Origin of the sequence: Streptomyces sp. NPDC017979 (assembly GCF_044328175.1) — a bacterium.
In the GTDB taxonomy this organism is placed as follows: Bacteria; Actinomycetota; Actinomycetes; order Streptomycetales; family Streptomycetaceae; genus Streptomyces.
In genome coordinates this window covers 284,856-307,993 of sequence record NZ_JBIRGU010000004.1, presented here as the reverse complement: position 1 = coordinate 307,993, position 23,138 = coordinate 284,856, and the positions used below count along the sequence as shown (strand labels likewise).

17 protein-coding genes and 1 pseudogene are annotated in these 23,138 nt (G+C 71.7%); 7 read left to right on the top strand and 11 right to left on the bottom strand.

Going from position 1 to position 23,138, the window contains the following annotated elements; genetic code table 11:
• Positions 1–106: 106 nt before the first annotated feature.
• The gene (locus ACH4E8_RS14285; RefSeq protein ID WP_398447808.1) at positions 107–367 is read left to right on the top strand and encodes a hypothetical protein; all 261 of its coding nucleotides are present in this window, start codon (positions 107–109) and stop codon (positions 365–367) included.
• 146 nt (positions 368–513) lie between these two features.
• Here the strand turns inward: ACH4E8_RS14285 and ACH4E8_RS14280 are convergent, their stop codons facing one another.
• The 6 genes from ACH4E8_RS14280 to ACH4E8_RS14255 all read right to left on the bottom strand — a co-directional run bounded on the left by ACH4E8_RS14280 (position 514) and on the right by ACH4E8_RS14255 (position 10,251).
• A complete protein-coding gene (locus ACH4E8_RS14280; RefSeq protein WP_398447806.1) occupies positions 514–2,295 on the bottom strand; it encodes an ABC transporter ATP-binding protein in 1,782 nt (593 codons plus the stop codon).
• Positions 2,296–2,376: 81 nt separating this feature from the next.
• The gene (locus ACH4E8_RS14275; protein ID WP_398447804.1) at positions 2,377–4,230 is read right to left on the bottom strand and encodes an ABC transporter transmembrane domain-containing protein; all 1,854 of its coding nucleotides are present in this window, start codon (positions 4,228–4,230) and stop codon (positions 2,377–2,379) included.
• Positions 4,231–4,459: 229 nt separating this feature from the next.
• Positions 4,460–5,923 carry a Gfo/Idh/MocA family protein gene (locus ACH4E8_RS14270; RefSeq protein ID WP_398447802.1) on the bottom strand — a complete coding sequence of 488 codons (1,464 nt, stop codon included), beginning with the start codon at positions 5,921–5,923 and terminating at the stop codon, positions 4,460–4,462.
• Between the two features lie 188 nt (positions 5,924–6,111).
• Positions 6,112–6,516 (bottom strand): hypothetical protein, encoded by a 405-nt coding sequence (locus ACH4E8_RS14265; RefSeq protein ID WP_398447800.1) that lies wholly within the window; start codon positions 6,514–6,516, stop codon positions 6,112–6,114.
• A 143-nt stretch (positions 6,517–6,659) separates the two neighbouring features.
• Entirely contained in the window at positions 6,660–9,629 is a 2,970-nt protein-coding gene (locus ACH4E8_RS14260; protein WP_398448305.1) for an FAD-binding and (Fe-S)-binding domain-containing protein, read from the bottom strand.
• Between the two features lie 172 nt (positions 9,630–9,801).
• Positions 9,802–10,251 (bottom strand): MarR family winged helix-turn-helix transcriptional regulator, encoded by a 450-nt coding sequence (locus tag ACH4E8_RS14255; RefSeq protein WP_398447798.1) that lies wholly within the window; start codon positions 10,249–10,251, stop codon positions 9,802–9,804.
• Positions 10,252–10,428: 177 nt separating this feature from the next.
• Between ACH4E8_RS14255 and ACH4E8_RS14250 the strand changes: the two genes are divergently transcribed.
• Positions 10,429–12,237: an ABC transporter ATP-binding protein gene (locus ACH4E8_RS14250; protein WP_398447796.1), complete on the top strand. Its 1,809-nt coding sequence runs from the start codon at positions 10,429–10,431 to the stop codon at positions 12,235–12,237.
• A gap of 76 nt (positions 12,238–12,313) precedes the next feature.
• Here the strand turns inward: ACH4E8_RS14250 and ACH4E8_RS14245 are convergent, their stop codons facing one another.
• Positions 12,314–13,396: an NAD(P)-binding domain-containing protein gene (locus ACH4E8_RS14245; RefSeq protein WP_398447794.1), complete on the bottom strand. Its 1,083-nt coding sequence runs from the start codon at positions 13,394–13,396 to the stop codon at positions 12,314–12,316.
• Between the two features lie 62 nt (positions 13,397–13,458).
• On the opposite strand from ACH4E8_RS14245, the gene ACH4E8_RS14240 reads away from it, so the two are divergent.
• From ACH4E8_RS14240 to ACH4E8_RS14230, 3 genes are all read left to right on the top strand, one after another.
• Positions 13,459–13,881 carry a secondary thiamine-phosphate synthase enzyme YjbQ gene (locus tag ACH4E8_RS14240; protein WP_398447792.1) on the top strand — a complete coding sequence of 141 codons (423 nt, stop codon included), beginning with the start codon at positions 13,459–13,461 and terminating at the stop codon, positions 13,879–13,881.
• A gap of 147 nt (positions 13,882–14,028) precedes the next feature.
• Positions 14,029–14,547: a recombinase family protein gene (locus tag ACH4E8_RS14235; protein WP_398448303.1), complete on the top strand. Its 519-nt coding sequence runs from the start codon at positions 14,029–14,031 to the stop codon at positions 14,545–14,547.
• Positions 14,435–15,061, top strand: a complete 627-nt coding sequence (locus ACH4E8_RS14230) for a DUF6000 family protein (RefSeq protein ID WP_398447790.1) — start codon at positions 14,435–14,437, stop codon at positions 15,059–15,061. Before ACH4E8_RS14235 ends, ACH4E8_RS14230 begins: the two co-directional genes overlap by 113 nt.
• 50 nt (positions 15,062–15,111) lie before the next feature.
• Here ACH4E8_RS14230 and ACH4E8_RS14225 read toward each other — a convergent pair.
• The 3 genes and pseudogenes from ACH4E8_RS14225 to ACH4E8_RS14215 all read right to left on the bottom strand — a co-directional run bounded on the left by ACH4E8_RS14225 (position 15,112) and on the right by ACH4E8_RS14215 (position 17,898).
• Positions 15,112–15,629: pseudogene (locus tag ACH4E8_RS14225) on the bottom strand (MarR family winged helix-turn-helix transcriptional regulator).
• 76 nt (positions 15,630–15,705) lie between these two features.
• Positions 15,706–16,293 carry a TetR family transcriptional regulator gene (locus ACH4E8_RS14220; protein ID WP_398447788.1) on the bottom strand — a complete coding sequence of 196 codons (588 nt, stop codon included), beginning with the start codon at positions 16,291–16,293 and terminating at the stop codon, positions 15,706–15,708.
• Between the two features lie 93 nt (positions 16,294–16,386).
• Entirely contained in the window at positions 16,387–17,898 is a 1,512-nt protein-coding gene (locus ACH4E8_RS14215) for an MFS transporter (RefSeq protein ID WP_398447786.1), read from the bottom strand.
• Positions 17,899–19,190: 1,292 nt separating this feature from the next.
• Here ACH4E8_RS14215 and ACH4E8_RS14210 point away from each other — a divergent pair.
• Positions 19,191–19,955 carry a GNAT family N-acetyltransferase gene (locus ACH4E8_RS14210; RefSeq protein WP_398448301.1) on the top strand — a complete coding sequence of 255 codons (765 nt, stop codon included), beginning with the start codon at positions 19,191–19,193 and terminating at the stop codon, positions 19,953–19,955.
• A gap of 479 nt (positions 19,956–20,434) precedes the next feature.
• The gene (locus ACH4E8_RS14205) at positions 20,435–21,733 is read left to right on the top strand and encodes an MFS transporter (RefSeq protein ID WP_398447784.1); all 1,299 of its coding nucleotides are present in this window, start codon (positions 20,435–20,437) and stop codon (positions 21,731–21,733) included.
• Between the two features lie 412 nt (positions 21,734–22,145).
• Here ACH4E8_RS14205 and ACH4E8_RS14200 read toward each other — a convergent pair whose 3' ends face one another.
• Positions 22,146–23,093, bottom strand: coding sequence for an Lrp/AsnC family transcriptional regulator (locus ACH4E8_RS14200; RefSeq protein ID WP_398447782.1), 948 nt, complete (start codon positions 23,091–23,093; stop codon positions 22,146–22,148).
• Positions 23,094–23,138: the final 45 nt, after the last annotated feature.

Below are 23,138 nucleotides of genomic sequence, written 5' to 3'. Positions count from 1 at the left end.
GGGGTCTGGCGCGCGCGGGCAGCGGGGCCGTACCGTCCCTCCAGCCGCCGCCTCGGCGACGTCCGCCGCCGCCCGCCGGGCGGCCCGTTTGCCCCCGGGAGTGCCCATGCGCCGTCGCCGCCTCGCCCTGGCCCTGAGCGGCATCGCCGCCTCCGCGTTCCTGATCGGTGGCGCGGGCCAGCTCGCCAAGATGGTCGTGCCGGACGGGGCGGCGTCGCGCCCCGCGGCAAGCGAGGTGGCCCCCGTGCTGATCGGCGGCTTCCTCATCGGCGGCGCGGCCCAGTTCGCGACTGAGGACGGCGGGCAGCAGGGCACCCAGGGCCGGGTCGTCCTGGCCATGAACAAGGCGGAACTCGTCGGCGCCTGAGGCCCGAGCACGCCCACCCGCGAGCCACCCCCACCCGCGCACGCCCGAGCCCCACGAAGCGTGCGCCGCACACGGCACGGCCCCGGCGCCTACCGCTCAGGCGCCGGGGCCGTGCCACCGTCGTGCGTACTGCCGGGTCGGCCTGGTCAGCCGTGCCAGGAGCGCCACAGCGCCGCGTACGCGCCACCGGCCGCCACCAACTCGTCGTGGTGCCCCAACTCGCTGATCCGACCGCCCTCCACCACCGCGATCACGTCCGCGTCGTGCGCGGTGTGCAGCCGGTGGGCGATCGCCACGACCGTACGGCCCTCAAGGACCCGGGAGAGCGAGCGCTCCAGATGGCGCGCGGCGCGCGGGTCGAGCAGCGACGTCGCCTCGTCCAGCACCAGCGTGTGCGGATCCGCCAGCACCAGCCGGGCCAGCGCGATCTGCTGCGCCTGCGCCGGGGTCAGCGCGAACCCGCCCGAGCCGACCTCCGTGTCGAGGCCGTCCTCCAGCGCCCGGGCCCAGGCTTCGGCGTCGACCGCGTCGAGCGCCGACCACAGCGCCGGGTCGTCGGCGTCCGTGCGCGCGAGCCGCAGGTTGTCCCGCAGGGTGCCGACGAACACGTGGTGCTCCTGATTGACCAGAGCCACGTGCTCCCGGACCCGCTCGGCCGGCATCTGCGACAGCTCGGCGTCGCCGAGGGCCACCCGACCCGTCCGGGGTCCGTAGATCCCCGCCAGCAGCCGGCCCAGGGTCGACTTGCCGGCGCCCGACGGGCCCACCAGCGCGACCCGGCTGCCCGGCTCCACCGCAAGCGTCACGTCGTGCAGCACGTCCACGCCCTCGCGGTACCCGAAGCGCACCCCGTCGGCGCGGACCGCGCGGCCCTCGGGCCGGATGCCGTCGTCGCCGGCGTCCGGCTCGATCTCCCGCACGCCCACCAGCCGCGCCAGCGACACCTGGGCCACCTGGAGCTCGTCGTACCAGCGCAGGACGATGCCCACCGGCTCCACCAGCATCTGCACCAGCAGTGCGCCGGTGGTGAGCTGGCCGATGTCCAGCCAGCCCCGCAGCACGAAGAAGCCGCCGATCAGCAGCACCGAACCCAGCACCGTGATGTGCGTCGCGTTGACCGCGGGGAACAGCACCGAGCGCAGGTACATCGTGTACTGCTCCCAGGCGGTCCACTCCTTGATCCGCCGGTCCGACAGCGTCACCCGGCGGTTGCCGAGGCGGTGCGCCTCCACCGTGCGGCCCGCGTCGACGGTCTCCGCGAGGGAGGCGGCCACCGCCGCGTACCCCGCCGCCTCGGCCCGGTAGGCGGCCGGCGCCCGACGGAAGTACCACCGACAGGCGACGATCAGCAGCGGCGCGGCGATGACCACCGCGATCGCCAGCGGCGGCGCCGTGACGGTCAGGCCGACCAGCAGCAGCCCCGCCCACACCACGCCGATGGCGAGTTGCGGTACGGCCTCCCGCATCGCGTTCGCGAGCCGGTCGATGTCGGTGGTGATGCGGGAGAGCAGGTCACCCGTGCCGGCGCGCTCCAGGACCCCCGGGGGCAGCCGCACCGACCGCACGAGGAAGTCCTCGCGCAGATCGGCCAGCATCTCCTCGCCGAGCATCACCCCGCGCAGCGCCACCATGCGCACGAACAGCGCCTGGAGCACCAGCGCGGTCGCGAACACCGCGACCGTGCGCGTCAGATGGAGTTCTTCGACGCCGTCGTCGAGTCGGTCCACCACGGAGCCCAGGAGATAGGGACCCACCATGGAGGCGATCACCGCGATCGCCTGGACCGTGATCAACACGGCGAAGGCGCGCCGGTGCCGCTGAAGCAGCATGCGCACATAGGCCCGTACGGTCGCGCTGCTGCCGACCGGCAGCGTCGTCGCCGACTCGGGGGCCGCCGGATCGTACGCCGGCGGCTTCACCCGGAACATCGTCGCTCCTCCTGAGATCGCGTGCTTGGTGTGGATGAAACGGGGGTGTGGGGGAGGTGGGGGGAGGGAACGACGTCGGGCTCAGGCGGATCCCGTGGCGGCCGACCGGTCCGTGAGCTTCCGCTCGACCTCGTCGCTGGTCTCGCGGGCGACCACGGCCCGGTAGCGCGGCTCGCTGCGCATCAGCTCGCGGTGGGTGCCCACGGCCGCCACGTCGTCGCCGTCCACCAGGACGACGCGGTCCGCCAGGTCCAGCAGCAACGGCGACGAGGCGAAGACCACCGTGGTGCGGCCCGCGCGCAGCCGCTTCACACCGGCCGCGATCCGCGCCTCCGTGTGGGAGTCGACGGCCGACGTCGGCTCGTCGAGCACCAGCACCTCCGGGTCGGTCACCAGCGATCGAGCCAGGGCGAGGCGCTGGCGCTGTCCGCCGGAGAGCGAGCGGCCCCGCTCGGTGATGGGGGTCTCCATCGGGTCGCCGGCGCCGTCGGCGCCCGCGGACGCCTGCGCCAGGGCGTGCAGCACGTCGGCGCACTGCGCGGCCTCCAGCGCGTCCGCCGCGGAGACCTGGCCCGAAGCGGGGATCTCCAGCAGCTCCCGCAGGGTGCCGGAGAGCAGCACCGGGTCCTTGTCCTGGACGAGCACGGCGGATCGGGCGTCGTCCAGCGCCAGCTCGTCCAGCGGGACGCCGCCGAGCAGGACGGACGCCGGCGCCTTCGCGGCGGTGGCGTCGGCGGTCTCGTCGGCGTCGTCGGCCGGCGCCTCGTCGGACACCGGGTGGCCGCCGAGGCGGTCCGCGAGCGCACCGGCCGCATCCGGGTCGCCGCAGACGACCGCGGTCAGCAGTCCCTCGGGGGCGACCAGGCCGGTGCGGGGGTCGTGCAGGTCGCCGGTGGGCAGCTCCCCGGCCGCTCCGGCGGGCTGCGCGGTGGTCGTGTGGGTACGACGCAGGGCCAGCACCCGGGCGGCCCGCTTCGCCGACGGCTTCGAGTAGGAGTACGCGAGCGCGATCTCCTCGATGTTGCGCAGCGGGTGCATGGTCAGCAGGACCGCGCTGTACACCGTGACCAGCTCGCCGACGGTGATCTTGCCGTCGAGGGCGAGCTTCGCGCCGTACGCGACCACCGTCAGCATCAGCGCGCCCGGCAGCAACACCTGGACCATGGAGATCACGGACCACATGCGGGCGGTGCGGACCGCGGCCCGGCGCACCTCCTGGGACGCCGTGCGGTAGCGGCCGAGGAAGAGCTCCTCGCCGCCGATGCCGCGCAGCACGCGCAGCCCGGCGACGGTGTCGGACGCCAGCTCGGTGGCGTAGCCGGCCTTCTCCCGCTGGAGGTCGGCGCGCCGGCTGGCGTGCGGCAGCAGCGGCAGCACGGCCAGCGCGAGCACCGGATAGCCGATGGCGACGACGACGCCCAGCGCGGGCTGGTACACCAGCAGGCTCACGGTGACCACGAAGAGGGTCGTGGCGGCGGCGGCGAACCGGGAGAACGCCTCGACGAACCAGCCGATCTTCTCCACGTCACCGGTGGAGACCGCGATCACTTCGCCGGCCGCGACGCGGCGGGTCAGCACCGAGCCCAGCTCCGCGGTCTTGCGGGCCAGCAACTGCTGGACCCGCGCCGCGGCGGTGATCCAGTTGGTCACCGCGGACCGGTGCAGCATGGTCTCGCCGAGGGCGATGCCGACGCCGAGCAGGGCGATCAGCCCGCCGGCGTACAGGAGCTGCGTGCCGTCCCCGTCGACGACCGCCTGCACGGCGAAGCCCGTCCCGACGGAGAGCGCGGCAATGCAGAGCTGGTTCAGCAGACCCCAGCCGAGCGCTCTGGCCTGGCCGTCGAGCTGGTTCCTGAAGAGCCAGACCATGAAGCGCGTGCCGGACCGTATGTCGGGATCGCCGGGATCTTTGTACGGAAGGTCTTGGATCTGCATGGCGTCCCAGCACGAATCGAAAGTTGGCGCAAACCGTGACAGGTTCGCTCCCCGCGACCCGGTTGCGCAATCGGTTTTCGGGCGGCCTGCGGACCTTTTGTATGACCAATTGCAGTCGGCCAGGTCAGGGCGGGCGTCAAGGGCGCGTCAGGGGTGTGTCGGGCGTCGTGCGAACGGGGCGGACGGCCCGCACCGCGACGGGTGCGGGCCGTCCGCGACGGCCGTTCCCTTACTCCACGGGTTTGGCCGAATCCATTCCCGATCGGGCCTTGCGCCACTCGCCGCGGGTGAAGTCGGGGATCTCCTGGGGAGCGCCCTGGGCCCTGATCGACGCATGGCTGAGCGGAACGGGCGCCGTCCAGGTCGCCGCGTCGTACACGTCGAAGTCAGGCACGAGTCCGAGCCGCATGCACTGCACCAACCGGAACACCATCAGGTAGTCCATGCCGCCGTGGCCGCCGGGCGGGTTGGCGTGCTCCTTCCACAGCCAGTGGTCCCAGTCGGCGTACCGGCCGAAATCCCCCCATTGGTGGTTGCTGTGGTCGGGCTCCAGGTAGATCCGCGCCGGATAGTCCTCGAAGACGCCCTTGGTGCCGCCGAGGCTGTTGATCCGGCTGTACGGGTGCGGGGTGGACACGTCGTGCTCCAGCCGGATCACCCGCCCCTTCGCGGTGCGGACCATGCTGAACGTGCGGTCGGCGGAGGTGTACGTCTCCTTGAAGCTCGGGTCGCCCGGGGGCTTGTTCGCCGCGCGGTACTCGGCGAGGCCCAGCGCCGGGGTGCCGAAGCTGACGATGCTGACCGCGCGGTCGCCGCGGTTGACGTCCAGGTAGTTGGCGACCGGGCCGAAGGCGTGGTTCGGATAGAGGTCGCCGCGCAGCCGGGTGTGCCACTTCCGCCGCCAGGGGCCCTCGTAGTAGTCCGGGTCGAACAGCAGGTCGCGCAGGTCGTGGTTGTACGCCCCGGCGGTGTGCAGCAGTTCGCCGAACAGCCCCGCGTGCGCCATCCGCAGCACTCTGAGTTCGTTCCGGCCGTAGCAACAGTTCTCCAACTGCATGCAGTGGCGCCGGGTGCGCTCGGACAGGTCGACGAGCGCCCAGAGTTCGTCCAGGCGCATCGCGACGGGGCACTCCACGCCCACGTGCTTGCCGGCCAGCATCGCGGCCTTGGCCATGGCGAAGTGGGTCTCCCAGGGCGTGGCCACGTAGACGAGGTCGAGGTCGCCGCGCTCGCAGAGCCGGCGGTAGTCGTCCTCGTCCTTCGCGTAGATCGCGGGCGCGGGCTGGCCGGCCGCCACCACCTTCGCGGCGGCGCGCTCGGCCTTCTCCCGGACCGGCTCGGCCAGGGCGACGATCTTCACGCCCGGCTGCGCGAGGAAGACCCCGAGCATGCTGCTGCCGCGGTTGCCGAGTCCGATGATCCCGACCCGTACGGTGCTGCGCCGCACGAAGGGGACGCCCGCCATCGTGGGGCCCTTGCGCGGAGGAGCGGACTGCTGTGGCGGCCGGTGGTCGGCGGCACCGGCCGCGGTCGCGGCGCCCGCGGCCGAGGCCGGCGCTGCGCCGACCGCGCCGAGCGCGAGCCCGGCCCCGGCCACCCCGGCCGTCGTCCGCAGGACGGAACGGCGGCTGGGGGAGACATCGTTGTCGGCGCCGTCTGCGGCGCCGTGGTTCGGTGTGGCTGCGTCGTTCATCGAGCCTCCAGGGGAGCTGATGGTGCGCGGCTGATGGTGAACCTCGGTGAGCACGATGGATGGTGGGGCCATTGATGCGCAAGAGGGCGTCTGGGACGGGTGGTCACGGCAGAACGCGAACAGCGGTCGAGGCACCCCCCAAGGAGGGTGCCTCGACCGTGTGCAAAGCAGTGTCCGACGGGCCCTGTTCAGTGGCCGGGTTCCAGGCGGGCCCGCAACTTCCAGGACGCGACCAGGCCCGAGACGAGACCGGTCGCGGCCAGGGTGCCCAGCGCGATGAGACCGACGCCGATCACGAAGAGCCCGCTGGCGTCGTCCGACCAGTCGTAGTAGGCGGCGCCGGCCAGTCCGGCGGTGGTGCCGACCACCGCCGCCGGCACGTACGACCGCGCAGCCGCCCAGTACACCGGCGCCAGCAGCGTGAAGACGAGCCCGATCACCTGCCAGGCTTCGTACGGGCCGGTGGCGTACCCGTCGGGTTGCACGTCCCGCTGCTGGTCCCAGCCCAGCCAGGCGGCCCACGCAGCCGCCGCCAGCCCGGTGAGCGCCAGGGTCGTCAACAGATGGTGGATGAGGCGGGTTCGTTTGGCCATGCACTCAGTCTTCTGGGCCGGCCGGGCCGCCATCAGAGTACGGATACTCATCTTTTCCGACCCGACCCGACCCGACCCGACCCGACCCGACCCGACCCGACCCGAGCTGGGACCCGTGCTGCTCCGAGCCGTGTGTTGCTGCCTCAGGCGCTGCCGCCCCGAGTGGCCCGCTCCAGCTCCAACAGCACCGAGTAGTACGAGCGGCCGGTCGCCCGGTCCATCCCGATCTCGCACATGCGGTTGGCGCTCAGATGCGCGTCGAAGTGCCGGGACGTGACCTCCGCCGCCTCCTTGGCCGTCGCCGACTCCGTCAGCTCCTCGTGCAGCATGCCCCGGTCGCCCGCGAAGGCGCAGCAGCCCGCGTCGTCGGGGACCACGACCTCCTCGGCGCACGCCTCGGCCAGGGCCCGCAACTGCGCTGCGTCGCCCAGGTGCTCCATCGAGCACGTCGGGTGGACGACCGCCGAGCCGGTCTTGCGGACCACCGTCAGGTGCGGCAGCAGGTGGTCGGCCGCCCACACCAGCGAGTCGACCACGGTCAGTTCCCGGTGCAGCTCACGGTTGTCGTCGGTGAGGTACGGCACCACCTCGTGCGCGATCCCGAGCGTGCAGGACGAGGCGTCCACCACCAGCGGCAGGGTGCCCCCTGCGGTCCAGCCCCAGGCCGCCTCCACGATCCGGTTGGCCATCAGCCGATTGCCCTCCTCGTACCCCTTGGAGTGCCAGATCGTGGCGCAGCAGGTGCCCGTCACGTCCTCGGGGATCCACACCGGCTTGCCGGCGCGGGCCGACAGCGCCACCACGGCCTGCGGCAGCGAGGGGCCGCGCCGGGCGCCGCCCCGGGCCGGCCCGCGCTGATCGCCGGGGCCGCCGAAGATCCGGTTGACGCACGCGGGGTAGTACACGGCCGTCGCCTCCGACCGCCGGGTGCGGGGCAGTTCGCGGGCCGCGGCCCCCGGGATCTGCGGCAGCCACTGCGGAACGAGGTCGGGCCGCACCGCCTTGCGCGCCAGCCCGGTCACCGACGACAGCAGCCGGTCGCCGACCCGCTCGGCGGCGGCCACCGCGAGCCGCGCCGACGTCTCCACCGCGGCGAAGTGCCGGGCGGTGAGCGCCGCGATCCGCTCCTCCCGCGCCGAGTGACGGCGGTGGCGCATGTCCTTCATCAGCGCACCGGTGTCGATGCCGACGGGGCAGGCGAGCTTGCAGGTGGAGTCGCCGGCGCAGGTGTCGACCGCGTCGTAGCCGTACGAAGCGAGCAGCGCGTCCTCGACCGGTGCCCCCTCGGGCTGGCGCATCATCTCCCGCCGCAGCACGATCCGTTGGCGGGGCGTGGTGGTCAGGTCCTGGCTCGGACAGGTCGGTTCGCAGAAGCCGCACTCGATGCAGGGGTCGGCGACGTCCTCCACGCGCGGGATCGTCTTCAGCCCGCGCAGGTGCGCCCGCGGGTCCCGGTCGAGCACGATCCGCGGTGCGAGGACCCCGTCGGGGTCGATGACCTGCTTCGTGCGCCACATCAGCTCGGTGGCGCGCGGGCCCCACTCCAACTCCAGGAACGGCGCGATGTTGCGGCCGGTGGCGTGCTCGGCCTTCAAAGAGCCGTCGAACCGTTCCACCGTCAGCCGGCAGAAGTCGTCCATGAAGGCGGCGTAGCGGTCGACGTCGGCGGGGCGGCCGGCGTCGAAGGCGAGGAGGAAGTGCAGGTTGCCGTGGGCGGCGTGGCCGGCCACGGCGGCGTCGAACCCGTGCCGCGTCTGGAGTTCGAGCAGCGCCTCGCACGCCTCGGTGAGCCGTGCCGGCGGCACCGCGAAGTCCTCCGTGATCAGGGTCGTCCCGGCCGGGCGTGCGCCGCCGACCGCGGTCACGAACGCCTTGCGGGCCTTCCAGTAGCCGGCGATCGTCGCGGCGTCCCGGGTGAACTCGTTGCGCACGGAGGGCACCGGCGCGATCAGCTCCAGCCCCTCGACGACCCGGGCGGCGGCCCGCTCGTACGCCTCCTGCCCCGCCCGGTCCGGCGCGCGGAACTCCACCAGCAGCGCCGCGGCCTCCTTCGGCAACTGCGCCCAGTCGCCGGGGACGCCGGCCACGCTCACTGAGGCGCGCAGGGTGTTGCCGTCCATCAGTTCCACGGCGAGCGCGCCCGCTTCGTTGAAGAGGGGGACGGCAGCGGCGGCGGCGGGCAGGGAGGGGAAGAACAGCAGCGCGGTGGAGACCGCCCGGTCCAGCGGCAGGGTGTCGAAGACGACTTCGGAGATGAAGCCGAAGGTGCCTTCGGAGCCGACCATCAGACCGCGCAGGACCTCCACCGGCGTACGGCCGTCGAGGAAGGCGTCCAGCCGGTAGCCGTTGGTGTTCTTGATCTCGTACTTGGCGCGGATGCGGGCGGTCAGCTCGGCGTCGGCCTCGATCTCCGCCTTGAGGGCCATCAACTGTTCGCACAGTCGCGGCTCGGCGCGCGCCAGGAGTTCGTCGGCGTCCGGGGCCGCGGTGTCCACGACCGTCCCGGACGGCAGGACGAAGGTGAGCGAGGCGACCGTGCGGTACGAGTTGCGGGTGGTGCCGGCGGTCATGCCCGACGCGTTGTTCGCCACCACGCCGCCGACGGTGCAGGCGATGGAGCTGGCCGGGTCGGGGCCGAGCACCCGGCCGTGCCGGGCGAGGGCGGCGTTGGCGCGGAAGACCGTGGTGCCCGGCCGGACCCGGGCGCGTGCCCCGTCGTCCAGCACCTCGACGCCCGTCCAGTGGCGGCGCACGTCGACGAGCACGTCCTCGCCCTGGGCCTGGCCGTTGAGCGAGGTGCCGGCGGCGCGGAAGACGACGTGCCGGCCCTCGGCGCGGGCGTACGCGACGACGGCGGAGACGTCGGCGACGTCCTCGGCGATCACGACCACCCGGGGCAGGAAGCGGTAGGGGCTGGCGTCCGACGCGTACTTCACCAGGTCGGAGACCTTCCACAGCACGTTGTCGGCCTTGTCCGGGCCGAGCAGCCGGGTCAGGTCGTCGCGCAGGCGCACGTCGGCGCCGTGGGCGAGGTCGTCGGGGACGCGGTCGGCCGCCGGCCTACGGGGCTCGTGCGGCCGCAGCGCGGCGGGGTCGGGCTCCAGCAGCGGCAGCCGCAGGTGCGGCGGACGGGGCAGGTGCGGCGGCCGGGGCTGCGGGTGCGCTGCCTCCGGTCGGTGCGGCAGGTCCGGCATGGTCGACGGTCCCCTCTTGGCTGGAGCTGATCTCTGGATCTCTCGGCGCCGTGGCGGTCGGCCGCGCCGAAGGACCGGCGCGGCCGGGCCTTCAGCAGTCCTGCATGCCCGCGCCGTCGACCAACGTCGACAGCAGTCCGCCGAACGCCGTGCGCTGCTCGGCGCTCAGGGGGGCGAGGATGTCCTCCGCGGCGGCGCGGCGCGCCACATGCAGCGCCCGGAGGGTGGCGCGGCCGGTGTCGGTGAGTTCGATGCGGATCACCCGGCGGTTGGTCGGGTCGGGGGCGCGGCGGACCCGACCGCTCGCCTCCAACCCGTCCACCAGGCTGGTGACCGCGCGCGGCACCACCTCAAGACGGGCGGCGAGGTCGGCCATCCGGGGCGATTCGTCGTAGTGCGCGAGCACCCGCAGCAGCCGGGACTGTGCGGGTGTGATGGCGATCCCGGCCGACTCCAGTTGCCGCTGTTGGCTGCGGTGGAGCCGTCTGCTGAGCCGTAGCAACTGCTCGGCCAGCAGGCCGTCGGGATCGGGGGCGGTCATGCGGGAACAATAACAGGACCTCATTCATTGTGTACATAGGTAACAGTGAGCTACGCTCGCAAAGGTCGCGCGCGCCCGCGCGGCCGATAGGAGCCAGCCGGACCGCGTCGAGGCCGGCCCACCGTGCAGGGCCGAAGGAGAGGAAGGCCCCGGAGCCCACGACCCGCGAAGGAGACCATGCGCCCCGAAACGATCACTTGGACACCACCGGCGAAGCAGCCGGAGCAGCCGCCCGCCCAGGTGCGGCGGATCCTCCGGCTCTTCCGCCCCTACCGCGGCCGGCTCGCCCTCGTCGGGCTGCTCGTCGGCGCGGCGTCCCTCGTCTCCGTCGCCTCCCCGTTCCTGCTCAAGGCGATCCTGGACACCGCGATCCCCCAGGGCCGTACGGGCCTGCTCACCCTGCTCGCCCTCGGCATGATCCTCATCGCCGTGCTGACCGGCGTCTTCGGCGTCCTCCAGACCCTGATATCCACCACCGTCGGCCAGCGGGTCATGCACGATCTGCGCACCGCGGTCTACGCACAGCTCCAGCGCATGCCGCTGGCGTTCTTCACCCGCACGCGCACGGGCGAGGTCCAGTCCCGGATCGCCAACGACATCGGCGGGATGCAGGCGACGGTCACCTCCACCGCCACCTCCCTGGTCTCCAACCTCACGGCCGTGGTCGCCACCGTCGTCGCCATGCTCGCGCTGGACTGGCGGCTCACGCTCGTCTCGCTGCTCATGCTGCCGGTCTTCGTCTGGATCAGCCGCCGGGTCGGCCGCGAGCGCAAGAAGATCACCACCCAACGGCAGAAGCAGATGGCGGCCATGGCCGCGACCGTCACCGAGTCGCTCTCGGTGAGCGGCATCCTGCTCGGCCGCACCATGGGCCGCGCCGACTCGCTGACCCGCTCCTTCGCGGCGGAGTCCGAGCGTCTGGTCGACCTCGAAGTGCGCGCCAGCCTCGCCGGCCGCTGGCGGATGTCGACCATCGGCATCGTGATGGCCGCGATGCCCGCCCTGATCTACTGGGCCGCGGGCTTCGCCCTCCAGGGCGGGGCGACGATCTCCCTGGGCACCCTGGTCGCCTTCGTCACCCTCCAGCAGGGACTGTTCCGCCCCGCGGTCAGCCTGCTGTCCACCGGCGTCGACATCCAGACCTCCCTCGCCCTGTTCCAGCGCATCTTCGAATACCTCGACCTGCCCGTCGACATCACCGAGCCCGACGAGCCCGTGCGGCTGGCGAAGGTCCGCGGCGAAGTGCGCTTCGAGGGCGTCGACTTCGCGTACGACCCCCAGCAGTCGGCGCTCACGCTCGACGGGGTCGACGTGAGCGTCCCGGCGGGCGGCAGCCTCGCCGTCGTCGGCCCCACCGGCTCCGGCAAGTCCACGCTCAGCTATCTGGTGCCCCGCCTCTACGACGTCACCGGCGGCCGCGTCACGCTCGACGGGGTCGACGTGCGCGACCTGGACTTCGACACCCTGGCCCGCGCGGTGGGCGTGGTCTCCCAAGAGACGTACCTCTTCCACGCCTCCGTCGCCGACAACCTGCGCTTCGCCAAGCCGGACGCCACGGACGCGGAGATCGAGGAGGCCGCCCGGGCGGCCCAGATCCACGACCACGTCGCCGGTCTCCCCGACGGCTACGAAACGGTGGTCGGCGAACGCGGCTACCGCTTCTCCGGCGGCGAGAAGCAGCGGCTCGCCATCGCCCGCACGATCCTGCGCGACCCGCCGGTGCTGATCCTCGACGAGGCGACCAGCGCCCTCGACACCCGCACCGAGCAAGCCGTCCAGGACGCCATCGACGCGCTCTCGGCCGGCCGCACCACGATCACCATCGCGCACCGGCTGTCCACCGTCCGGGACGCGGACGAGATCGTGGTCCTGGACGCCGGCCGGATCGCGGAGCGCGGCGACCACGAGACGCTGCTCGCGCTGGACGGGCGCTATGCGGAACTGGTCCGCAGGGACGCCCGTACGGCGGCGCCCGTCGTCCCGTGACGGATGCGCCGCCGCACCGACGGAGGTACCGCCTGGCATCAAGGGACGTACCGCCTCACATCGACGGGCGTCCGCCTCACACCAGCGCGGGCGCCCGCTCCAGCAGTTCCTTGATCTCGCGCACCGCAGCGCGCCCCGCCCTGTTGGCGCCGATCGTCGAGGCCGAGGGCCCGTACCCGACGAGATGGACGCGCTCGTCCCGTACCGCACGGGTGCCGTCCATCAGGATCCCGCCGCCCGGCTCGCGCAGCCTCAGCGGCGCCAGGTGGTCGAGCACCGCGCGAAAGCCGGTGGCCCACAGGATTACGTCGGCCTCCACCGTGCGGCCGTCGTCCCAGGTCACCCCGGTCGGCGTGATCCGGTCGAACATCGGCAACCGGTCCAGGATCCCGCGCTCGCGCGCGGCCCGCAGCGCGTCGTTGAGCGGCAGCCCGGTCACCGACACCACGCTCTTGGGCGGCAGTCCGAGCCGCACCCGCTCGTCCACCTTCGCCACCACGGCCCGCCCCACGTTCTCGTCGAACGGCCCCTCGCGGAAGACCGGCGGCCGGCGGGTCACCCAGGTCGTCTCCGCCGCGTGTTCGGCGATCTCCAACAGGTGCTGCGTCCCGGACGCCCCGCCGCCGACCACGACCACCCGCAGTCCGGCGAACTCCTCGGGCCCCGGATAGCCGGCCGTGTGCAACTGCCGCCCGCGGAAGGTCTCCTGCCCCCGGTAACGCGGCCAGAACGGCCGGTCCCAGGTGCCCGTCGCGTTGATCAGCGCCCGCGCCGACCAACTTCCCGTCGAGGTCTCCACCAGCAGCCGTCCCCCTTCGCCCGCCCGCACCGCCGCCACGTCCACCGGCCGCTGCACCAGCAGCCCGAACCGCTCCTCGTACGCCGCGAAGTACTCCCCGATCACCTCGGACGACGGACGCGCGTCGTCGGCGCCCGTCAGCTCCATCCCCGGCAGCGCGTGCATGCCGTGCACCTTGCCGTACGTGAGGGACGGCCAGCGGAACTGCCAGGCGCCACCGGGCTCGGGGGAGTGGTCGAGCACCACGAAGTCCCGTCCCGGCACCAGCCCGACGCGCCGCAGATGATAGGCGCCGGACAACCCGGCCTGCCCGGCGCCGACAACGACCACGTCCACGTCCCGCGCCCCGAAGTTGTTCATGCTTCTACCAACTCGCGGCTCTTGGAGATTCTTCCCGCCGGCCGAACGGCGACAATGGCCCCATGCCCGGATCCTTCAGCACGACGACGCTCCAGATCACCACCGGCGCGACGGAGACGGTCACCGACCTGACCCGCGCCTGCGAACGATTCCTCCTCCAGGCCGCGGACGGCCGCGACGGCCTGCTGAACGTCTTCGTCCCGCACGCCACGGCCGGCATCGCGATCATCGAAACGGGCGCCGGCAGCGACGACGACCTCCTGACCGCGCTCCACACCCTCCTGCCGTCCGACGACCGCTGGCAACACCGCCACGGCACCCCCGGCCACGGCCGCGACCACGTCCTCCCGGCCCTGGTGCCACCGCACGCGACGCTGCCGGTGATCGCAGGCCGGTTGGAATTGGGGACGTGGCAATCGGTCTGCCTCGTCGACACGAACGTGGACAACGTCAACCGTCAGGTTCGGTTGAGCTTCCTCGGCTGATCAAGATCACCCTGGGAGCGGCCGTCATATGTCCGTACTCTGCGCGTTCGAAACGGAGAGACCGTGCGCGGTACGGACCTGGACCTGATCGAACGACCCTGCGACGGATGCGGCAAGTGCCTGCTCGGCGTCCGTCGGCCGTCCCGGATGAAGCTCGCCACGACCTCCCCGGAACGGCAGCGGACGGACGTCCTCACCGCTGCCGCTTCGATCGGTGGACACATCATCGGCTGGGTCGACGACTGGGAGGTCTCGGGCGCCACGGACCCGATGACCCGTCCGAAGTTCGGTCCGTGGCTCCGCGACGAGCGCGGCCCGTATGACGGCCTCGTGGCCGCCGCGGTGGACCGGCTCGGTCGCAACGTCGTCGACTGCCTCAACACCGGTTACAAGATGCGGGACAGCGGGGCGCTTGTGACGACAGTGCGTCACGGCCGGGGCGAGCAACTCAGCGATGCACGCCCTGCCAGGGTGCGGCACTGTTGCCGAACGCACATAGCGTGGCTGCGCAATTGGCTGGCCGAAGGGCTTCGCGTAGGACCAGGATGCGGCTATGCGCCGTACCTGGGACGATCCCGAGTTGCTCGCTCTGATCCGCCGCTATGTCACGCCCGGCCGGCGCTATCTCAAACTCGGCGGCAGCCTCCTGCGCATGTCCCGACGTGAACGTGCCGAGTTCACGAAGAAGCTCGGTCGTGCCGCCGGCGACATCACGTCCAGTGAACTGACCATCCTGCTCGAAGCCGGATGGCGAGAGCGCAAGACCGCGGCCTGGCTCGTCGCCGTCGCGCACAAAGACGAGTTCCGTGAACGCCTCGGCGAACTCCTCCTCGCTAGCGAAGGGCCCTACGCCGGGCAGGCGTACTGCGTCGCCCTGGCCACCTTCGGCACCCCTGCCGACGCCGACCTCCTGGTCGCCTACCTCGACCGATACCTGCGCCGCCCCGACCTCTACTACGACCAGATAGTGGCCATCGGCGCGCTGCTGCACCTCGACACCGAACTCGGCACCGACCATGCGTCCCGGTTTCTCGCTCCCGACGGCCTGTGGCGCCAGTGGATCGAAGGACCACCCAGCAAGGAGCACCTTGACGACCCGGATGACTACGACGAGTTCATCGGGGACCTCTGTGTCCTCGTTGACGAGAGCAGCAGACACTGCGCAGCAAGGAAGCAGTGACGTCGCGTGACCAGTTCGCTCACCGTGCCGAACTGCCGCGACGCGGCTCGTTATGCGGGATGCGGGGCTCCGTCGGGAGACCCGGGGGAGTGACAGCGACGAGGGAGGCGGCCACCGGGCAGGATGCGCTTCGTCAGTCGCGCGCAGGTCTTCAACTCCTGCGGGGTCAACGGGTCGATGAACATCCGCCGCACCGCCTCGACGTGCTTCGGTGCGGCGGCAGTCATCGCCTCCCGGCCCGCCCGAGTGATGGCGATGACTGCCGCCCGGCCGTCCTCGGCGCACTCCTCCCCGGCCACCAGCCTGTGCTTCTCCATCCGCCCGATGTGGTGGGACATGCGACTCTTCTCCCACTCCGCCGCCTTGGCCAGTTCGAGGAAGCGCAGCTTGCCGTCGGGGACGTCTGTCAGGTTGACGAGGACCATGTAGTCGGCGGCGGATAGGCCGGACTCGGCCTGCACGTGGCGGGACAGCCGGGCGCCCAGCTTCTCGTGCAGGCTGACGATCCGCGCCACGCGTCCTGCTCCTCGGGGTTGAGCCAGCGCGGGGTGTCGTTCTTGGTCGCCAGTCCAAGTCGGCCGTTGACATGTCACCTTCCGAGAGCCGGAGCATGCCGTGTGGCCAGCGCCTGAAGGCGCCGGGTCTCAGGGAGTGGGCGGGTGGTGCCGGTCCGTCGGCGGCTCCAGCAGGTGGCGCAGCATCGGGCCGGAGAGCCGCAGTACGTCGTCCAGGTCGGCTTCGGCGAGGTAGGGCATCTTGAGCATTTCCCGCTGGACGGCGATGCCGAACAGGGTCGCGGACAGGAGGGCGGCCCGCAGTTGGGCGTTCGGGCCGTCCATGGCCTCGGCCAGCGGGTCCACCGCGCCTGCGGTCGCCTTCTCGCGGAGGAGTTGCGCGGCTTCCTCGTTGGTCATCGCTGCGCGCAGCAGGGCGAGCATCGGGTCGTGCTGCGGCCCGGCGAAGTCCGCGAGCATGGTCCGGAGGTACTCAGCGCCCTGCCGGTCGGAGACTTCCAGTTCGGACGGGTCGAAGGACGCCTGCCACTCCACGGCTTCGCGGAAGAGGTGCTGCTTGGTGCCGAAGTACTTGATGACCGAGGACTTGTCGCACTCCGCGGCTGTCGCGATGCCGCGGATGGTGGCGCGTTCGTAGCCGTGCCGGGCGAATTCCTGGCGCGCCGCTTCCAGGATGCGCAGGCGGGTGCGCTCGCCCTTGCGGGTCTTCTCCGGCATGTGGTGTTCCTCATTCCTCGGGTGACCGGGGTGGTGATCGTACGTGGACGGCCGGGCCCGGGGTTCTCTCCCGGGCCCGGCCGTCTTCCTAGGTCAGCCCATGTGCACGGGGGCCGGCTGGTCGGCCGTAGCGGGCTGGGGGCGCTTGGCGTTGACGGCGAGCCCGACCACGGCGATGCCCGCGATCATCAGGGCCGCCGAACCCACCAGGGCCGCGGTGTAGCCGTCGGTCAGCGCGCTCGCGGCGCGTTCGAGCAGGCTGGTGTCCTTGGTGGCCAGCGCCTGGTAGTAGGCGCCGTCCGCGTTTGGCAGCTTGTCGTCGGCCATGGTGGTGGAGACCGTCGCCAGGACGGCCAGGCCGATCGCTCCGCCGATCTGCTGGGCGGTGTTGAGCAGCGCCGACGCGATGCCGGCGTCCTGGTGGCCAACGCCGGAGACCGCGCCGAGGGTCATGGGGAGGAAGGCGGTTCCCAGGCCGATGGAGGTGATGACCATGGCGGGCATCAGGTGTGCCCAGTAGGACGAGTCCGGGGTCATCGTGCCGAACCACAGCATCCCCGCGGCGGCCAGCGCCAGACCGGGAATCGTCAAGGTGCGCGGCGCGAACCTCGCCACCAGCTTCGAACCGGTGCTCGTGGCCATGCCCATGCCGAGGCTGAAAGGAATGTAGGCCAGACCGGTCTCCAGGGCGTTGAAGCCGAGGACCTGCTGCATGTAGAGGGAGAGGAAGTAGAACATCGCGAACATGCCGGCACCGATGAACAGCATCGTCACGTACGAGCCGGCCCGGTTCCGGTCGGCCAGCAGGCGCAGCGGCATCATCGGTGCCGCGACCTTGGACTGGAGCAACACGAAGGCGGCCAGGAGGACGGCGGCCACGCCGAAGAGCGCGAGCGTGCTGCTGTTCGTCCAGCCGTGCTCGCCGCCCCGGGTGATCGCGTAGACGAGGGAGACGAGACCGGCGGTCCCGGTCACAGCGCCGGGCACGTCGAGGCGCCCGCGTACCCGCTCGCTCTCGGCGAGGACCTTGGTGCCGAGCAGGACCGCCAGGCCGATCGGGACGTTCACGAAGAACACCCAGCGCCAGTCGAGGTACTCGGTGAGTACGCCGCCGAGCAGCAGGCCGACAGTCGCTCCGATGCCGGACATCCCGGCGTACACCCCCATCGCCTTGTTCCGTGGCGCGCCCTCGGGGAAGGTCGTGGCGATCAGTGACAGCGCGGTCGGGGCCGCCACGGCCGCGCCCACACCCTGGAGCACGCGTGCCGCGATCAGCAGTTCCTGGCTGGTCGCGAAGCCGCCGAGCAGTGACGCGAGGGTGAACAGCGCGATGCCGATTCGGAATATCCGGCGCCGCCCGAACAGGTCGCCGATGCGGCCGCCGAGCAGCAGGAGCCCGCCGAAGGCCAGGACGTAGGAGTTGACGACCCAGGCGAGCCCGGAGGCCGAGATGTCGAGGTCTTCCTTGAGGCTCGGCAGCGCGATGTTGGTGATCGTGCCGTCGAGCACGACCATCAGTTGGGCCGAGGCGATGACGGTGAGGGCCAGCCCCAGGTGCCGGCCGGCTCCTGGGGGTGCTGCGGTGGGTGACGACATGACTACCATCCAGAAAAGTGTACGAGCGTTGCTTTTTCTGGTTCCGGCAACCGGCGGCCTCCCCGTTTGATTCCCCCGGGGGGTATGTGATCCGCGTCACGATGGCTTCGTTCGTCCATCTCTCGGGGGCTCGGGCTTGCGTCGCGGGATCGCCCCGGTCTCGGCCGCCCCAGCCCTCCGGGCTGGCCCCGCGCTCGGGGGCGGGCTCCCGCGACGACGCGCCGTGCGGGGAAATCTCCCTGGCGGAAATACCCCACCTCATCGCGGTCCGCCGCGACGCCACCGGCTTCCAGCACGTGCACCCCGAAAGGGGCCGGAGTGGCGTATGGAGCATCGGGCTGACCCTGACGCCGGGGGGCTGGCGGTTCTTCGCCGGCATCCACCCGGCCGGCCATCACGGGGTCATGACGCTGGGCATCTCCGCCGCGGTCGTCGGGGCGTACGCTCCCCAGCCGCTCCCTGGGGCACCCGCACCGCCCGCGCCGGTGCGTACACCGTCACCCTCGACGGAGACCTCGTACCCCGGCGAGCCGAGCGACCTGACCCTCACCGTCCACCGTGACGGACGGCCCGTCGCCGACCTCCAGTCCTATCTCGGCGACTACGGGCACCTGGTCGCGCTGAGGGCCGGCGACCTCGGTCATGTCCACGTCCACCCGGAGGGCGAACCCGGGGACGGCGCCACCGAACCGGGACCCGGGGCCACCTTCACGGCGGTCGCGCCGACGTGCGGCAACTGCCCCGCCCCTACCTTGACTTCCAGCGCGAGGCCATCGTCCGGACGGCCGAGTTCACGCTACGGGCCACCCCGCCCGCCGTCCCCGTGCACCCGAGCCATCGCCGCGGCCACCACTGACCGGCGTGAACATCATCGACCGGCCTCCGCTGCACAGGGCACGGCCGGGAGGCCCCCGACCCGTCGTGCCCCGCCGTCCTGGGCGGCTACCTCCCGCTGAGCCGTGCCATGGGGCGCGCCAAGCTCGACCGCAGGGTCAGCGAGCGGATCTCGATCGCCGTCCGGACCCGGCAGGACTGCGGGCACGTCGTGCGTCCGCCCCGGACCAAGGAGGACCCATCCAGCCGTCCCGGACGCTCTTGCCCGGCTCCACATGATCCCGATCGTGCGACGGGTGGCCCACAGGGGCCGCGATACCGCCGGTGCGGTCCGCTAAGGGCGCGTTTCGAGTGTGCTGGTCGTCAGCGCGACACGGCCCAAAATCGCATGCGGTCTTCGCCCGGTCATGCTGGGATCAATCGCCATGGGTGATCATTTTCTTGATGAAGCCGACTTGACCGACAGGATGGAACAGAACCTGGCGGAACATGCCTGTCACCTGCACCGGAGTATGGCTGGTGCTGCCGTCGCGGAGGCTGGTGACCTGCTTGTCGCGGACAGCGGCCTGGACGACGACACCTTCAACATCGTTGCCGCGGCCCGATTCACCGCCGCCGACGCTACGGCACGTATCGCCGAGACCGCTGAGTCGCTGGCCCGCACCGGCCGGCGTTTCTCCTGGTGGGTGGGGCCCGCTTCGACGCCGCTGGACCTCACCACCCTCCTGACGGCGGCAGGTCTGCCGGCCTCCGAACGCGAGACGGCGATGTGGGCCGAGTTGGACGACGCCCTGCCGCCACCCACCGTCCAGGGGCTGGACATCCAGACGGTGGCCACGCCCGAACAGCTTGCCGACTACGCCTTGGTTCTTGCCGCGAACTGGGACCCGCCCGCTGACACCGTCCGACGCTTCTTCGCTCAGGCCGCCCCGCAGGCGCTGGCCGCGCACTGCCCGGCCCGGTACCTGGTGGGCTACGTGGAGAACCGTCCGGTCTGCTCCGCTGAAGTGTTTCACCACGCGGGAGTCGCCGGCATCTACAACATCTCCACACTGGCCGCCCACCGTCGACGCGGCTACGGCGGTGCCATCACGCTCGCGGCCCTCCGCACAGCCCGCGAACGAGACCACCACATCGCGGTCTTGCAGGCATCATCTGACGGCGAGCCCGTCTACCGCCGCCTAGGGTTCCGCTCCTGCGGCCAGTTCACCGAACATGCCATCACCCCCTGAACCGCCAGGACTCCACGGGTCGCCCGTCCGCCATCCCTGACTGCGCTGGTCACAGTCACTCATTGATGACCGCTACGAGGGCAGTGGCCTCGTAGCGGCCCGCGACCTTGTCGGATCTCGTGGCCACGGCTCGGTTCCTTTTGAGGCGGTTAATGCCGTTTTATGCCGCACTCGACAGCGTGCCGAGCTTTGTAGTCCTCGGTGTTGAACTTGGGTGGCCGGCCACCGCGGGAGCCTCACTTCTGGCGGTTGCGCACTTGGTCGGCCTTGTCCGGGATGGTGCAGCGGATGCCGCGCCGGCACCCCGGTCGATCGCGCGCCGGCCGGTACCCGGCTCCGGACGGCCCGGTGCACGGTCGACCCGAGGCCCTGCCATGGAGACCGGCCACGACGCGAGCGGCGACGATCCCTCCAGCGGATGCGATATACATGACAGCTAAATACCCCGTCGGGGTATGTTGCCCTGGAGGAAGGTAGTCGTGGGACTGTTCGCGCTGCGTGATTTCCGCCGTCTGTTCAGTGCGCAGATCATCGCCCTTTTCGGTACCGGGCTGGCGACCGTCGCGCTGGGGCTGCTCGCCTATGACCTCGCGGGCCCGAGCGCCGGAGCGGTACTCGCCACCGCTTTGACGATCAAGATGGTCATGTACGTCGTGATCGCACCGTTGGCCGCGGCCTACGTCGACCGTCTGCCGAGGCGGAAGCTGCTCACCGCCCTCGACGTGGTCCGGGCCCTGGTCGTGATCGCGTTGCCGTTCGTCACGGAGATCTGGCAGATCTATGTGCTGATCGGTGTGCTCCAGGCGGCGTCCGCCGCGTTCACGCCCACCTTCCAGGCGGTGATTCCCGACATCGTCACCGATGAGGCCGACTTCACCCGGGCGCTCTCGGCCTCCCAGGTCGCCTACACCATGGAGAGCCTGCTGAGCCCCGTCCTCGCGGGTGTGGCGCTGTCCTTCATGTCCTTCAACTGGCTCTTCGTCGGCACGGCCGTCGGGTTCGCCGTCTCCGCCCTGTTCGTGGTGTCGACACGTATACCTGAGGCCCGGCCCAGCGAGCACACCCGGGCGTGGGACCGCGCCACTTCGGGGATACGGACCTTCGCGGCCACGCCGAGGCTGCGCGGCATCATGGCGCTGAATCTGGTGGTGGCCGCCGCGGGCTCGATCGTCGTGGTCAACACCGTGAACTACGTCCGCGACCGACTCGGCGGAACCCAGACCGACGTCGCCTGGATGCTCGCCGCCTCCGGCGGCGGCACCCTGCTGGTCGCGCTCCTGCTGCCCCGCGTCCTCGACCGGATCGCCGAGCGCACGGTGATGACGACCGGCGCCGCGGTCCTAGTGACGGGCGTCGCCGCCGCCGTCGCGATGAGCGCGGCCGGTCTCACCACCTGGGCGGGTGCGGCAGCCGTCTGGGCGGTCATCGGGGGCGGGATGGCACTGATCGTCACACCGACGGGACGGGTGCTACGCCGTTCGGCCGAACCGAACCGGCTGCCCGGGGTCTTCGCCGCCCAGTTCTCGCTCTCCCATCTGGCGTGGCTGGTCACCTATCCCGTCGCCGGCTGGATAGCCACGGAATCGGGGTTCACCCTCACCTGGACGATCCTCGCCGTCCTCGCCGCGCTGGGCGCCGTCGCCGCACTGGTGCTGTGGCCGCGAGAGGCGAAGGCCGAGGCTCCCCGAACCATCAGCGACGCCGCTGTCCGGGAGGATACCGAGGCGGCGGCGGGCACGCTCGCCGTCTGCCAATGCACCTGCGTACAGACGGTGTGAGGCCGGGGCGGCCCTGCCCGGCGCTGCCGCGTGCCGGAGGTGCCGGAACGGACTCGTACGGCGGGCACCGCCGGAGCCACGACGGCCACCCATGCGCCCGCCCATTCCGCCGTACTCCACGGCGGTGGGTATCCGCGGAAACGTCCGATGTGCTGACAGCTCTCATGTGTGCGGGCGTACGTTGTCAGACGTGAGGGCCGCCGGAAGGACGGCTGTGGAGCGTCCTTCACGGCGGTTCCTGAACGGGGGTCGGGACCACACGGTGGTGTCCCCCGTGAGCACCTCCTCGCGGCAGCCGCGGTACTCGGCCTCGCCCAGCAGATGGCGAGGTGTCCACCGGGCCGGGTGCCACCGCGTCGACCCGCAGCGGTGCCGGCTCGATGGCGGCCCAGCACTGCACGGAGACCACCGTTCAGGCAAACTGTTTGATCTGACGCAAGGTCAGTGCCGTCTCCACGGTGTGGATGCCGTGGAGTGCGCCGATCCGGTCGCTGAGGTAGGCGTAGAGGTCGTCGGTGGTGCGGTGCAGGGTGGTGGCCACCAGGTTGGCCTGGCCGGTGACGGCGCCGGCGAACTGCACCTCGGTGTGGGCCGCCAGGGCGCTCCCGGCGGCCGCGAGCGCTCCCGGTGCCACGGTCAGCCACAGTATGGCCGCCACCTCGTTGCCGAGGGTCTGGCGGTCGTACTGGACGGTGAAGTAGAGCACTCCGGTTGCGCGCAGTTGCTCCAGCCGCTGCTTCACCACCGACTCGGAGAGCCCGGTGCTCGCCTGGAGTTCGGTGAGAGTGGCCCGCCCGTCGCGGTGCAGGGCCGTCAGGAGTCGGACGGCGGGTTCGTCGAGCTCGACGGGTCCGTTCGCGGGTTCGACGGGCGGCGGTCGGAGCGCGGCCTCCTGCTCGGGGTCGAGGGCGTCGATCTTGTCGAGCCAACCGAGGGGGCCGCCGTAGAAGCGGTGGAGCAGGCACTGGGCGCTGACGGAGACCACCCCGCGGGTGCGCTGCAGTCGGCTGAGAAGCAGTTCGTCCCGGTCCTGGACGCTGCGTGGCTGCATGACGCACAGCACCTCGGTCCCGCCCGAGAGCAGGCCGACCCAGGCGGTGTCCGGACGTCGCGCCAGCGCCGCAGCCAGGTCCGCCGCGCCGTCCGAGGCGCAACCCAGGCGCACCAGCCAGTTGGTGCGGCCGAGCCGGGTCTCGTCGGTGACGCCCACGATCCTCAGCCGGGTGGTGGCGTGCAGCCGCCGGAAGCGGCGGGCCACCGTTTGGTCGGAGACGTCGAGCACCTGCGCCAGTCGGCTGAACGGTGCGCGGGCGTCGAGCTGCAGTGCCTGCAGCAGTTTCCGGTCGAGGGGATCCAGCACGAGTGCTCCGCAGGGGTCACGCCCGCCCGGACAGCGGGGGAGGAG

Bases quoted from the DNA above. Each gene is read 5' to 3' on its own strand.
- ACH4E8_RS14280 (WP_398447806.1), bottom strand. From the start codon at position 2,295: ATGTTCCGGGTGAAGCCGCCGGCGTACGATCCGGCGGCCCCCGAGTCG.
- ACH4E8_RS14285 (WP_398447808.1), top strand. From the start codon at position 107: ATGCGCCGTCGCCGCCTCGCCCTGGCCCTGAGCGGCATCGCCGCCTCC.
- ACH4E8_RS14210 (WP_398448301.1), top strand. From the start codon at position 19,191: ATGGAACAGAACCTGGCGGAACATGCCTGTCACCTGCACCGGAGTATG.
- ACH4E8_RS14240 (WP_398447792.1), top strand. From the start codon at position 13,459: ATGCCCGGATCCTTCAGCACGACGACGCTCCAGATCACCACCGGCGCG.
- ACH4E8_RS14245 (WP_398447794.1), bottom strand. From the start codon at position 13,396: ATGAACAACTTCGGGGCGCGGGACGTGGACGTGGTCGTTGTCGGCGCC.
- ACH4E8_RS14270 (WP_398447802.1), bottom strand. From the start codon at position 5,923: ATGAACGACGCAGCCACACCGAACCACGGCGCCGCAGACGGCGCCGAC.
- ACH4E8_RS14255 (WP_398447798.1), bottom strand. From the start codon at position 10,251: ATGACCGCCCCCGATCCCGACGGCCTGCTGGCCGAGCAGTTGCTACGG.
- ACH4E8_RS14230 (WP_398447790.1), top strand. From the start codon at position 14,435: ATGCGCCGTACCTGGGACGATCCCGAGTTGCTCGCTCTGATCCGCCGC.
- ACH4E8_RS14235 (WP_398448303.1), top strand. From the start codon at position 14,029: ATGAAGCTCGCCACGACCTCCCCGGAACGGCAGCGGACGGACGTCCTC.
- ACH4E8_RS14275 (WP_398447804.1), bottom strand. From the start codon at position 4,230: ATGCAGATCCAAGACCTTCCGTACAAAGATCCCGGCGATCCCGACATA.
- ACH4E8_RS14250 (WP_398447796.1), top strand. From the start codon at position 10,429: ATGCGCCCCGAAACGATCACTTGGACACCACCGGCGAAGCAGCCGGAG.
- ACH4E8_RS14215 (WP_398447786.1), bottom strand. From the start codon at position 17,898: ATGGTAGTCATGTCGTCACCCACCGCAGCACCCCCAGGAGCCGGCCGG.
- ACH4E8_RS14265 (WP_398447800.1), bottom strand. From the start codon at position 6,516: ATGGCCAAACGAACCCGCCTCATCCACCATCTGTTGACGACCCTGGCG.
- ACH4E8_RS14220 (WP_398447788.1), bottom strand. From the start codon at position 16,293: ATGCCGGAGAAGACCCGCAAGGGCGAGCGCACCCGCCTGCGCATCCTG.